The following is a 12,597-nucleotide window of genomic DNA, read 5'->3' on the forward strand; positions in this document are numbered from 1 at the left end:
GAGGTATGGTTATGGGGAAAAAAATAACGAGTACTTTAGTAATTGGTCTTTTGGGGTTATCTTTTAGTTTAGGTGCATTCGGTAATACCGCAGAAGCGGCTAGTTATACAAGTGAAATGGGAATTGAATTTGTAGGTAAAATGCCAACAACTTCTCAGGTGACACCAGATCCAGACGGGAGAACACCTGTCTCAAAGAATGTTGCATCGAATCAAAACAGATTACCTCAAACCGGTGAAATAAAAGGATCAGGATTATCAATGATAGGATTTATTCTTTTATCAACCGCAGGATTAATTGGATGGGTTAAATATAACGATTCAAAGCAATCAAAATAAAGAATAGTTAAAATTAAAGTAGGCTACCTTCGTATTTATATGAAGATAGCTTATTTTTTTTGCTTATTATCTAAGTCCAATTTAGTTAAAATTAAAAATATACTAGTGGTTAAATTTGCAAAAGAAAGCGTTAACATGATAAGCTGTGTTTAAGGTATTAATAAAAAAATAAATATAAATATAAGGAGGTATTAGTAATGCTCTAACTAATTTTTTTATGGAGGGCCTGTATCAAATAATTGTTTATAAACCAAAATAGAGGAGATGAATAAAATGAACAAAGTAGAAATGAGTCAGACAAAGAAGAATGTGATTAAAACGGTAGCGGTGGTTGGATTATTGAATTCAGTAATGATTTTAGGGGTAGCTAATAATTCCGTAGATGCTAGTAACCATGAAAAGCAGGTGGCGACAGCTAAAGTAGGTACGAAAGAATTAGGTGTTATTACAAGAGGCTCAATGAAAGTATCTGGAACGGGTGCAAGTGGTCTACACTTACAAGGTAATAATACAGTGACAACAGGTACATTAGATTTTGATTATGAAGGAAAGTCGATTATTTCGGCAGGAATTAATGAATCGACAGACTATGTCTTGTCAGTTCCTTCAGAGTTAGTTCCACTTTTTAACCATGATTCGTTCAATAATTATATAACAGGAAATTTCCAATTTAATAACGGAAGTAAATATACGTATAATAAAAATGATATCCGAGTTGAGGATAATGGTAAAACATTACGAATCAAAAATCCATCTCATTCTTGGATTGCATTTGCCGACTTCAAAGTTCATTTATCTCTTGATATTGGGCAAATGGTAACAGATACAGGTATCAGAGTAGCGGACGCAGAAAATAACTCAAGTTATATATTTAATAGTGGTTTAGTAAAAAATGGTGCGCCAATTGATTGGGACGTGTTGGGTTCATATAATGCTTCTGACACGTTGCCAACATATCACCTAGACCCGGGTTGGGCACTTTTGAAAGAAATTCCAACCGTTGAAACAATTTTTGATACAGATACAACGGTATCAGGTCGTGGTGTTCCAGGTGCTAAAATTGAAGTTAAAGTTGGCGATAAAGTTATAGGGACAGGTATCGTTGATGAAAATGGACTTTACGAAGTTACTATTCCTAAACAACATGAAGATACAACAGTTAGTGTTCGTCAGAATACAGGTGTTGGTTGGAGTGATGTGAAAACTACGGTAGTTAAGCATAAAGATGTTACGATTGCTAAACCAACTGTTGATTCTTATTATCAAAGTGATAAATATTTAACAGGTACTGGAGAAACAGCTGGAAATACAATTATTATTGCTGATGCAAGCGGTAATGAAATTGCTAGAACAGTCGTACAGTCAGATCTTAGTTTCTCTGTACAAATTCCAGAACAAGGAGCCTATACACTTCTTTATATAACTGAAACAAATGGGACAGAAATAAGTCTTGCAACGGTAGTTCCAGTTCGTGAAGGGTAACCAAAATAAACTGTAAATTGGCAAAAGTAATTCATCATTTTTTTTGATGAATTACTTTTGTATTAAAACAAAATCGATAAAGCGGTTACTTCATAAATTAGATAAATATTTTTTAATTAAAAAAATATGTTTACATTTAAATAGATTATAGGTAAACTGGCTATGTCGCAGTAACCAGATAATAAGTTTGCGATTAGGTTACAGCTAAGTTAACGAATAAATCTATTAGGAGGGACTAGGGGGTCACAACTAATCAGCTAGACTAATGAGTTAAATATAGTAATGTTAGGTATAAATAGGCAGCAACTATAGGGGGAGGACTAAACAATGAAAGGGCATAACAGTAATAAAAAAGAACGAATCTCAGCAACGTTAATGACGGGAATTATCTTAGCAGGAGTGATGACAGGTAGCATTGTTAACGTGGTTAACAATGAGGGCCCAGGAACTTCTGTCCAAGCTAAAGAGCTAGATGAAACCGTTAAACCTCAAACAGCATCTTCTGAAAAAACAACCGAAAAAAGTACATCGATAAAAGCAACAAAAGAAGAAATAACAAGCGAAGTAGCAACTAAAGAAGAAGTAACGAAAGCACCAACAAAAAAAGTAGCAACGACTAAAAAAAGTGAGACAGCAGTACCAGCTGCTGGTTATGTTGGTCCATCACAAGGGGCCATTAATACTCAGTGGAGTACTACCGATGTGGCATCAAATTCTAAAAATGAGTATGTGTCACTTACAGGAGGCGGGAAGTTAGTAAATGGTGTTCCAACAAACAACGCGGGAAAAGCAGATGATACAGCGACTCCTGTTTTATATTTTGGTAATGCAGCATTTAATTTCCAACCAAGTGCGCTGACAAATAACGATTCTTACAGTGAACAGGGTAATGCATCTAGTTGGGCATTTACGAAGGTTGGTGCCAGTGGAAGAAATCCTAATCCAAGAAAGTCTTATGGAATTATCATTAATAATGCTATTCCAAAAGATCGTGGATATGGGTATGCAGCAGAAAGTAACACGACGCCTAATACAATTGAAAGTGCTGTAAAACTTGGACCAATTACAGATTACCATCTTTATAAAAATAATGATGGTACTGGATTCAAAGCTACAATGTACGATGTAACATATAAGGTGAGCTATACATTTGAAGAAATGTATGATGCAGCAGGTGGTATATATAGTTATTTCAGTATCACAAATAATGATACTGCAACTCGAGCTATTGGTGCAGCTCAGGGGGTCGATACTTTGGTTGATAAGGATGACGTCCCTGTAAAAAGTTTGGGACCTAACAATGGATTTAAAATGGTAAGTGATAAACATACCTTGAATTACAGATTGAAGGATCCCGGTAATAATACTAGCTTGGGTGGTTGGACTAATTATTCAGCTGGGAAAGCTACCGGTACTGGTATATTAGATATATCAAATATAAGTAGTTATTTCAAAGGTGGAGCTGTAGGAACTGGAATGGAGACATCAGTGCTTGATAAAATTATAGCTATCAACGACATTAGTCAGCCAGATACTCCGTTTAAGGGAGATAGTGCTTTTGTAATAAAAGCTAATCCTAAAACGTTAGCCCCAGGAGAAACATTAACGACAGGTTCTTACTTAACTTATAAAGAAACGACACCAAGTATTCCACCTGTTGCAACTGTAACACCATCAACAATTAATGCTTATGCGGATCAAACAGATTCATTTAAAATTGTAGGTAAAGTTTCAGATGAAGATAGTACAAAGGGATACATTCAAATTAAGTATCCAGATGGGTCAATATCATCGCCAGCAGAGAATACTTATGAAACAACAAAAGATGGTGTCGATTATTCTGCAAAGATTGACCCTACAAAATTAAAAGTAGGTGCAAATAAAGTTATAGTAACTGCGATTGATGCTGGAGGTACCGAACAATTAAAACCAGTTACCGTAACTGTCAACTTATTCAAGTTGGGTGCAACTGCTATTCCACAAAAAATTGATGTTGGCGGAACCGTTACAATAGATGAAACAAAATTAATCAAAGATTTAACAATTATGAATACTAATAAACATACATTAGAAATTGATCCTACAAATCCATCAAATAAACCACTTGATAACACAAAAGTTGGTTTCTATATACAAGATATGATTTTGACGGATACGGATGTGACACCTAATGAAACTGCTAAAGTTGCCGTTCCTGTCAATGTAATAGATGGTGATACCGTCGTTGATGGTGATTCTGTAGTTTACGCTAAGGATTTTAGTACGGACAGTAAATCTATCTCGGGATTAACAGAGACTAAATTAAATGAGTTCATATTAACAGAGAGTTCGGCTAAAGGTTGGATACTATCAACTGGTGCTGATTCTAAAGTTACAGTTAAATCAACGACACTTACACCAACTTCTAGTGCTGGTGACTATGAAGCAGTTATTGTAAATGCTCAGGGTGTTGAAAAAACGATTAAGATCACAGTTGCAGGTGGTGGTTTAGCAATTACTGCAGCCTCTGATGAAATGACTTTTGGTTCAAAAGATGGGGTAATGTTGCCTTACAGTGGAGAAAATTTCAATCTTCAACGTACTGCTGAAAATACTGTATCAATTTCTAATCTAGGCAAAACAGCTTGGACATTGAAGGCTAGCGTTTCAAAACCTTTAACAGATGGATCTAACACATTGAAAGGTGTTTTGAAATATATAGATGCAACTGGAACTGCACAAGATTTAGATACTGGTAGTACAGAGGTTGGTTCAGGTCAGACAGAAGAAACTAAAGATGTCACTTGGGCAGCCGATAAAGGTGTTGTTGCTGAACTTAATGGAAGCAACATGTCACTTAAAGCAGGTAAGTATGCAGGGGAAATAACATGGACACTAACGGATGCGCCTTAATCCTAATCCTTGCTTAATTAACGTTAATCATTAGCATTTTGCTAATATTATAAAAACATCAAAATCTGACGAGGGGAGTAGATACGATGATAAAAAGAAAGTTAATTTTGGGAGTTCTTTTAGGTAGTATGGTACCGGCTGGTTTTACCGTAACGCAAGCTTTGGCAAGCGAAACAGTGAATTATCAGTCGCATGCAACTATTGAATTCGTGAAAAATACTGACGGTACACCGCCAGTTGATCCAACAAATCCAACTGATCCGTTAAAACCGGTTAAACCAGTTAATCCTGGAACAGATGGACCATTATCAATTGATTACGTTTCGAACTTACAATTTAGTCAACAACAAATTTCTGGTAAAGACAGTGTTTATTATGCACAACTTGACCAGTTAGTTGATAAAAACGGTAAGGTTGGGGAATATCCAAACTATGTTCAAGTAACGGATAATCGTGGTTCAAACGCAGGCTGGAAACTAACTGTTGCACAGACCAATCCATTTATGAATGGTAAAAATAAATTAGATGGAACGATTATTACGTTAATGAATGGAACAACTAACGGAAGTAGTAATATGAGTCAGCCGACAGCTAGTCAAGCAGCCATCAATCCAGATGGCAAAGCAGTTACTGTGATGACAGCCAAGGTCGACAAAGGTATGGGAACATGGACAGACCGTTTTGGTAAAGATAATACAGCTGCCAAACAAAGTGTGTCATTACTTGTTCCAGCTGAATCAAACAAAGTAGCAGGGGCTTATAAGTCTGAATTAACATGGACTTTGACAGATGCTAACTTATAAAAAAGGTTATATAAAGGGGAAATAAATGATGAAAAATTCAAGTAAATTATTATTAAGTACATTATTAGGCGTAGGTGTGACAGGTGCCATTATGACAACTGCTCATGCATCTGAAACACAAACATATACATCACACGGTAAAATTGAATTGACTAAAAATGATGGTACAACAGATCCTGGTATTACGGATCCAACAGATCCTGGACATACTATTGATCCAACAGATCCTACAAACCCAACAGATCCAGGTACTGGTGGCCCATTATCAATCGATTATGTTTCTAACTTTAACTTTGGTGCTCAAAAGATGTCAGGTAACAACGAAACATATGACTCTCAATTAGTGACAGTTAAAGATGCATCCGGAGCTGATAAAGATCTTGCAAACTTCCTACAAGTTTCAGATAACCGTGGAACAGTAGCAGGTTGGAAACTTACTGTTCAACAAGCAAAAGCATTTACAAGTGAAACAACAAAATCAGAATTAGATGGGACAACAATTACGTTATCTAATCCTGAAGCAACTAATGCTGATAATAACGCATCAAAACCAAAACCAACATTAACAAATAGCGTTGACATTTCAGCTACATCAGGGGACAAAGTTGTTATGCAAGCAAAAGATGGCGCAGGTTCTGGTACATGGTCTGAATCCTTTGGTAACGCAACAACAGATGCTGCTAAAGCCAAAGCTTCTGTTAAATTAGCTATCCCTGGTGATAGTAAAAAAGTTGCAGAAAAATACACATCAGATATTACATGGACACTTACAGACGCTAACTTATAAAATCTAAATTAGTCAATAAAAAATAAAAATGGTTATTAATTAAAAGGGGAAATAAATTATGAAAACAACTAAAATCGTTACAAGCGCAATTATTTTATCAACATTAGGTTTAGCTGCAGCACCTGCAGTACATGCTGCAGATTATACATCAACAGGTAAGGTTGGATTTATGGAAAATACAGATCCAACAACACCCGTTGATCCAACGGATCCAACAGGCCCAGTAGGCCCAACGGATCCAACAGACCCAGATAATCCTCAACCAGGAACACCTGGCCCATTATCAATTGATTACGTTTCTAACTTTGATTTTGGTTCAAAAAATAAGGTTTCTGGAGACGATACAACTTACTACGCTGCACCTGTTAAATTAGCTGATAAAGATGGTAAAGAAGTTACAAGAGCTAACTACCTACAAGTAACAGATAAACGTGGATCAAATAAAGGCTGGAAATTGTCAGTTAAACAAGTAAAACAATTTAACGATAGTAAGACTGATTTAGATGGCGCACAGCTAAGTATGGGAACACAAACTTTAAATTCTAAAAATATTGGCGGAACAACAGATCCAGCTATAGCTAAAGCTACAATTACAACATCAATTGGTGCTGACGTTGCTGTCTTAGATGCTGGTAAGGATCAAGGTATGGGGACTTGGACAGATTCATTTGGTGTCTACGATGCTGATGCTACAAAAGATACAGCAAGTAAAGCTGTCTCATTGAAAGTACCTGGTAATTCAGCTAAAACGGTCGGTTCATCATATACAACAGATTTAACATGGACATTAACAGACGCTGGTTTATAAAATTAAGTCATATCACTTTCTAATAGGCTACAAAAAAATAGGGAATTAAAAAAAGGGGAAATTAAAATGAAAACAACTAAAATCGTAACAAGCGCAATCGTATTAACAACATTAGGTTTAATTGCAGCACCAGCTGTAAATGCAGCAACAGTAGGATCACTTCCAACAAAAGGTAGCGTTGGTTTTACAGATAATACAGATCCAACAGGTCCAGTTGATCCAACAGATCCAACAGATCCAGTTGACCCAACAGACCCTCCAATTAACCCAGGAACAAATGGTCCATTATCATTAGATTATGTTTCAAACTTTGATTTTGGTTCAAAAAATAAAGTTTCTGGTAGTGATACAACTTACTACGCAGCTCCTGTTGAAATAACAGATTCTAAAGGAACAGCAAAAGAAGTAGCTAACTACTTACAAGTAACAGATAACCGTGGATCAAATGCTGGTTGGACAGTTAATGTTAAGCAAGAAGGCGCATTTACTGACGGTACAAAAGAATTAACTGGTGCTCAATTGAGTATGAAAGATCAAACATTTAATTCAACAAATATGGATGCGACAACAACACCATCAATAATTGGTGATAAAGATAATAATAGTGTCGTTGCTCCTACAGTTGGTAGCGATGTTAAGGTTGTTACTGCTACAGACGGTCAAGGAATGGGAACATGGACTGATTCATTTGGTAAAGATGCTAAAGCTAAAGCCGTTTCATTAACAGTACCTGGTAAAACAGCTAAAAATCTTGGAACAATATATACAACAGATTTAACATGGACATTAACAGACGCAAACTTATAAAAATTGGGTTAACAAAAGGGGAAATAAATTATGAAGAAAACAGCAATTGCAACAGCAGCACTTTTAACCGTTACTTTGTTTTCAACAGTAGCACCAGCAGTACATGCTGCTGATGTAACATTACCTTCATCAGGTGATGTCAACTTTGTAGCTGATCCTGCTACTGGAGCTGGAGAAATTAAATTGACAAAGGCACCAAGTGTTGATTTTGGAGATCAAAAAATTAGTGGATCAGATGCAAAATATGATGCAGCTACTATTACAGATTCTATCGTTGTTGATGACAACCGTGGTTCAAATGAAGGTTGGAAATTAACAGTTGCCAACACACAGTTTACCGGCTCAAAAGAATTAGCTGGGGCTAAGTTAACATTGACGCCTGGAACTGTTTCTAATAATAATGGGGCAAGTTATAATGCTACCCAACCAACAGCGGATATGGTTTTAGACGGATCTAGTCAAAGTGTTGCAGTAGTAGATGCAGCTAAAGACATGGGTATGGGTACTAACACGTTACCTGTTACTAAGGCAACCTTAGACGTACCTGGTGCATCAACTAAATTAAAAGAAAAATATACATCAGTAATTACATGGACGTTAAACGACGCACCATTATAGGATGCAGAAAGGGATAGGTTAAAACAATGAGCTTGAAAAAAAACTTACGACTAGTAGTAGCCATTGTCCCCCTCCTTGCAATTTCAATAATGGGAAATTCAGTGGCTGATGCAGCAGTAGCGCCTGATGGAAAAACTGCAACCACAGCGGCTAACTTAACATTACTTGCAAAGTCTGGTCCAGTTGATCCATTAGATCCGACAAAACCAGTACAACCAATTAATCCAGTTACGCCAACTACTGGTGACCTGAGGATAGATTATATTTCTGATTTACATTTTGGTACTCAGAAAATTTCAGGAAATAAAAAATCTTATTATGCTGCTTTTGATAAAGTAGCTGATTTAACAGGACATCGTGATGAAGCTACAGGTGAGTGGGTTATAGATAAGCTCACGGATGCAGATTATAGGGATGTACCTAATTACGTTCAGGTTACAAATAATACGACAGGAAACTGGTCGTTGACGGTTAGTAACACATCATTTAAAAGTGGTGCTAATGAACTTAAGGGTACTGTGCTTACAATAAAAAATGTAGCATCGAAAACAGATAACGGAGATCCTGATGCCGGTTTATTTACCGATAGTATATTATTAAAAGGTGACGGTGCATCATATCAAGTAGTAGATCCAACTGCCAATACTAATCCCACAGGGACCTGGACAATAGCAATGGGTGATGCAACAACAGGTAATAAATCAGCGAGATTGGATGTGCCTGGCCCGGCTGAAAAAGTAGCTGGTGAAACATATACGTCGACATTAAACTGGACATTGACGGCGGCTCCATAAAGTTAATTTGAGAAGAAAGAGGATTTTTACATTGAATAAAAAATTTTTTGGAATCATTATGGCGTTTGTGGCAGGATTAGTTATATTTAGTGGACAAGTTCAAAAAGCGAATGCTGCTGAAATGAACTTTGCTGTTACTGCAAATATTCCAAACAACCAAATTGATAAGCGCCAAACGTATTTTAATTTAAAAATGAAACCGAACCAAAAGCAAGACATTACTGTCACATTAAAAAATTCGACTAACAAAGATGTTACTGTAATGGCTGAAGCAAATACAGCGATTACAAATGATAACGGAGTGGTTGAATACAGTCACGTGAAACCAAAACTTGATAAAACAATGGTAAACCCTCTATCTTCAATCATTAAGTCAGATAAAGAAGTGACAGTACCGGCTAAGAAAAGCATTGAGCATACATTCCATATCACAATGCCCGCTAAGAAATTCAATGGCGAAATTGACGGTGGCTTGTACTTCTATGAAAAAATTAACAAAGATAGTGAAAAAAAATCAAAGAGTAACGTTCAAATTAAAAACCGTTATGCCTTTGTTATTGGGACAACGTTAACTGAAACTGACGATGTTGTTAAGCCTGATATGAAATTACTTAAGATTGAGCCCGGATCAGTTAATTTCCGTAATACATTGAAGGTAAACTTACAAGATCCAACAACAACACCAATCCGTAACCTGAAAGTTGATGGAAAAGTCTATTCAAGAAATGGTGATAAAGCACTACATGCTTCAACCACTTCGAATATGACAATGGCTCCAAATACAAACTTTAATTATGGCATTTTCTGGGATAACCAACCCTTTAAGCCTGGTAAGTACCGTTTAGAAATGACGGCGACTTCTGGGGTACATAAGTGGAAATGGACAGAATATTTCACAATTGATGGCGCAACGGCAGATAAATTGAACGAAAAAGCGGTTGACTTAGAAAAAGATTACACAATGTGGTATATCCTTGCAGGAATCTTCTTGCTATTACTTCTATTGTTGCTCATCTGGTTCTTAGTTCGTCGTCGTAACAAAAAAGATAAAGAAGAAGCTGTCGCAGAAGCAAAACGACAAATTCTAGAAGAATTACAAACTGATAAAAAAGAAGATAAGTAGTCAAAATAGACGAGGTATGGTTATGAGAAAAAAACTAATGAGTGTTTTAATAATTAGTCTTTTGGGGTTATCTTTTAGTTTAGGTGCATTCGGTAATACTGCAGAAGCGGCTAGTTATACTAGTGAGGTTGGAATCGAATTCGTTGGTAAAATGCCAGAGAAAACGAAACCAACCACACCGACAACAAGACCAACAACAACGTCCCCCACGACGCCAACAACTTCACAGGTAACACCGGATGGGAAAACACCTGTCTTAAAAAATGCAGCAAAAGGTCAAACCAGTTTACCTCAGACTAGTGAAATGAAAGAATCAGGACTATCAATGATGGGCCTTGTTCTGTTGCTAGCTATGGGATTAGTTGGCTGGTTTAAAAGAAATTATGCAAAATAATTAAAATTTAATAGTTTAACTAAAAAGAGTTTTTCCTCGTAAAAATACGAGGAAAAACTCTTTTTTTATTGCGATATTTATTAAAGGTTCTATTACAACTGTTGTTGATAAATATATTACAGAGCCCTTAATTTAAGAGGTTGGGTTTTTGCTTAAATATTAAATTAGATTAACGTTATGGTTAAATCACTTTGAAGTAATGTTGAAATTATGATAGCATAAAAATGTTGTTAATGAAAAAATAGATTAAAGTAATAGCATTTAAGGGTAGTTTTATCCCACAGTATATTCACAAAATATTAAAAGGGGATAGTATGGGAAAAATATATATAGAAATATTAGCGACTATCGGGATACAAATAATACCCTTTATATTTATCATAGATGGATATATCCATAGAAATGGTATTGGCTTAAATAATGGTGATGGGTTACTTGTTTTAGGTGTTTTATTATTATTTGGAATGGGTATTATATATACTATTACGTATTTATTAGATGTAATGATTAAAAGGCATAATAAGTACTTAGTACCTAAATTTAAATACTTATTATTAATGTATTGGGTATTTCTAGATGTTATTATAGTAATTTATTTAAGTTTTAGAAATTTCTTTTAGAGTAGGAAAATCAAATTTTTCATCAACATTCGGGAAAAGGTAAATATGTTGAGGTATATAAAATAAAGGAATAGCCATATTATGCTGCGGGTTCATTTAACCCTATTTATATTCATAAAATAACATCATATTAAGGAGCTAAAAATGTTGAAACTTTTAAAAAATTCCAAAGTATTACATTCATTTTTTAATATTATATTTATTATAGAAACTTTTAGTTTATTTCTTGATACTGCATTTTCATTAGGCGGAATGGGAAGTCAACATATAGATCTATTCCTTTCAGTATCAAGTATAATCGTTCTTTTACAATTTTTTATGCTGATTGTCCAATTTAATTATTTCGATAAAATAATAATAGTAATCCTTTCAATGTTTAATATTGTATTAAACGCAATTATGTTGATCATTGAGATTAATAATGATTGTTATCTTCCTACATTAGAATCCTTCCTGGTAGCTATTTTGATTTCACTGTTCTTTATATGTAAATACTATAAATCAGGAGAAACTAAATGATTAGAAAAGTAATCAATTCAAAAATAATAGCAATCAGTTTAAATATAATATTAATGATTCTTGCAATTATAATGATTGTTCATGCTCTTTCAGGTAAATTCTATAGTGAAGATGTATTCATGTTATTAGTAGGGAACATTGAGATAATTATGATTTTATTACAGAATAAATTATGTAAATATCGTGGTATTATAATACTATCAATTTTTAATGTGATTTTAAATGTAACTCTATCAAATTTGGTTTATACAGACCCGTTAGTTTGGGCTTGTTACATTGGGTCAATTATTTCTATCTTCTTTATGATTAAATTCCCAAAAATGACTTCGTATTAAAATGGGTGATTACGGTAAAAAGAGCTAAACAGAAAATCCTATCTCTTAATTGAGGTAGGATTTATTTTTTATGAAACGTAATGGTAACGATTACAATCCAACTATATTAACGATTTTAATTTATTATTGATTGAACTAATTTTTTTCTACTATGTTGCTTATTATATTTTGTAGTGTGGTAAGAACGCCATGGCTATCTTAAGAAACATGATATATAATTAATGTAAGCGAAAACAAAAAACCTTATATCAACATATAAGGTTTTTCAAAAGAAAAT

General features: G+C 34.8%; 13 protein-coding genes. All 13 read left to right on the top strand.

The annotated features are described in order from the left end of the window. The first annotated feature begins 11 nt into the window (after positions 1–11). The 13 genes from AC1RPW_RS04830 (at position 12) to AC1RPW_RS04890 (ending at position 12,320) form a co-directional block, all read left to right on the top strand. Complete coding sequence (locus AC1RPW_RS04830; protein WP_481761462.1) at positions 12–338, top strand: LPXTG cell wall anchor domain-containing protein; 327 nt, start codon at positions 12–14, stop codon at positions 336–338. 273 nt (positions 339–611) lie between these two features. Beyond that, entirely contained in the window at positions 612–1,820 is a 1,209-nt protein-coding gene (locus AC1RPW_RS04835) for an Ig-like domain-containing protein (protein ID WP_481761461.1), read from the top strand. A 327-nt stretch (positions 1,821–2,147) separates the two neighbouring features. Next, positions 2,148–4,712 carry a hypothetical protein gene (locus AC1RPW_RS04840; RefSeq protein ID WP_481761460.1) on the top strand — a complete coding sequence of 855 codons (2,565 nt, stop codon included), beginning with the start codon at positions 2,148–2,150 and terminating at the stop codon, positions 4,710–4,712. Positions 4,713–4,798: 86 nt separating this feature from the next. Beyond that, a complete protein-coding gene (locus tag AC1RPW_RS04845; RefSeq protein WP_481761459.1) occupies positions 4,799–5,515 on the top strand; it encodes a WxL domain-containing protein in 717 nt (238 codons plus the stop codon). Between the two features lie 25 nt (positions 5,516–5,540). Beyond that, positions 5,541–6,302: a WxL domain-containing protein gene (locus tag AC1RPW_RS04850; RefSeq protein ID WP_481761458.1), complete on the top strand. Its 762-nt coding sequence runs from the start codon at positions 5,541–5,543 to the stop codon at positions 6,300–6,302. 58 nt (positions 6,303–6,360) lie between these two features. Then, positions 6,361–7,110 (top strand): WxL domain-containing protein, encoded by a 750-nt coding sequence (locus AC1RPW_RS04855; protein ID WP_481761457.1) that lies wholly within the window; start codon positions 6,361–6,363, stop codon positions 7,108–7,110. Between the two features lie 66 nt (positions 7,111–7,176). Further along, positions 7,177–7,917, top strand: coding sequence for a WxL domain-containing protein (locus AC1RPW_RS04860; protein WP_481761456.1), 741 nt, complete (start codon positions 7,177–7,179; stop codon positions 7,915–7,917). 30 nt (positions 7,918–7,947) lie between these two features. Next, on the top strand, positions 7,948–8,535 hold the full coding sequence (locus tag AC1RPW_RS04865; RefSeq protein WP_481761455.1) for a WxL domain-containing protein: 588 nt from the start codon (positions 7,948–7,950) through the stop codon (positions 8,533–8,535). 26 nt (positions 8,536–8,561) lie between these two features. Beyond that, on the top strand, positions 8,562–9,329 hold the full coding sequence (locus tag AC1RPW_RS04870; RefSeq protein ID WP_481761453.1) for a WxL domain-containing protein: 768 nt from the start codon (positions 8,562–8,564) through the stop codon (positions 9,327–9,329). 31 nt (positions 9,330–9,360) lie between these two features. After that, positions 9,361–10,452, top strand: a complete 1,092-nt coding sequence (locus AC1RPW_RS04875; protein WP_481761452.1) for a WxLIP family cell surface protein — start codon at positions 9,361–9,363, stop codon at positions 10,450–10,452. Positions 10,453–10,474: 22 nt separating this feature from the next. Further along, positions 10,475–10,846 (top strand): LPXTG cell wall anchor domain-containing protein, encoded by a 372-nt coding sequence (locus AC1RPW_RS04880; RefSeq protein WP_481761451.1) that lies wholly within the window; start codon positions 10,475–10,477, stop codon positions 10,844–10,846. A gap of 314 nt (positions 10,847–11,160) precedes the next feature. After that, on the top strand, positions 11,161–11,466 hold the full coding sequence (locus tag AC1RPW_RS04885; RefSeq protein ID WP_481761450.1) for a hypothetical protein: 306 nt from the start codon (positions 11,161–11,163) through the stop codon (positions 11,464–11,466). Between the two features lie 515 nt (positions 11,467–11,981). Beyond that, positions 11,982–12,320 (top strand): hypothetical protein, encoded by a 339-nt coding sequence (locus tag AC1RPW_RS04890; RefSeq protein WP_481761449.1) that lies wholly within the window; start codon positions 11,982–11,984, stop codon positions 12,318–12,320. Positions 12,321–12,597 lie beyond the last annotated feature (277 nt).

The sequence above is a fragment of the Dellaglioa sp. CoH-55-MRSF-8 genome, assembly GCF_056782195.1.

Excerpts from the sequence above, each read along its gene's own strand:
- AC1RPW_RS04830 (WP_481761462.1), top strand. The coding sequence starts at position 12 with ATGGGGAAAAAAATAACGAGTACTTTAGTAATTGGTCTTTTGGGGTTA.
- AC1RPW_RS04835 (WP_481761461.1), top strand. The coding sequence starts at position 612 with ATGAACAAAGTAGAAATGAGTCAGACAAAGAAGAATGTGATTAAAACG.
- AC1RPW_RS04840 (WP_481761460.1), top strand. The coding sequence starts at position 2,148 with ATGAAAGGGCATAACAGTAATAAAAAAGAACGAATCTCAGCAACGTTA.
- AC1RPW_RS04845 (WP_481761459.1), top strand. The coding sequence starts at position 4,799 with ATGATAAAAAGAAAGTTAATTTTGGGAGTTCTTTTAGGTAGTATGGTA.
- AC1RPW_RS04850 (WP_481761458.1), top strand. The coding sequence starts at position 5,541 with ATGATGAAAAATTCAAGTAAATTATTATTAAGTACATTATTAGGCGTA.
- AC1RPW_RS04855 (WP_481761457.1), top strand. The coding sequence starts at position 6,361 with ATGAAAACAACTAAAATCGTTACAAGCGCAATTATTTTATCAACATTA.
- AC1RPW_RS04860 (WP_481761456.1), top strand. The coding sequence starts at position 7,177 with ATGAAAACAACTAAAATCGTAACAAGCGCAATCGTATTAACAACATTA.
- AC1RPW_RS04865 (WP_481761455.1), top strand. The coding sequence starts at position 7,948 with ATGAAGAAAACAGCAATTGCAACAGCAGCACTTTTAACCGTTACTTTG.
- AC1RPW_RS04870 (WP_481761453.1), top strand. The coding sequence starts at position 8,562 with ATGAGCTTGAAAAAAAACTTACGACTAGTAGTAGCCATTGTCCCCCTC.
- AC1RPW_RS04880 (WP_481761451.1), top strand. The coding sequence starts at position 10,475 with ATGAGAAAAAAACTAATGAGTGTTTTAATAATTAGTCTTTTGGGGTTA.
- AC1RPW_RS04885 (WP_481761450.1), top strand. The coding sequence starts at position 11,161 with ATGGGAAAAATATATATAGAAATATTAGCGACTATCGGGATACAAATA.
- AC1RPW_RS04890 (WP_481761449.1), top strand. The coding sequence starts at position 11,982 with ATGATTAGAAAAGTAATCAATTCAAAAATAATAGCAATCAGTTTAAAT.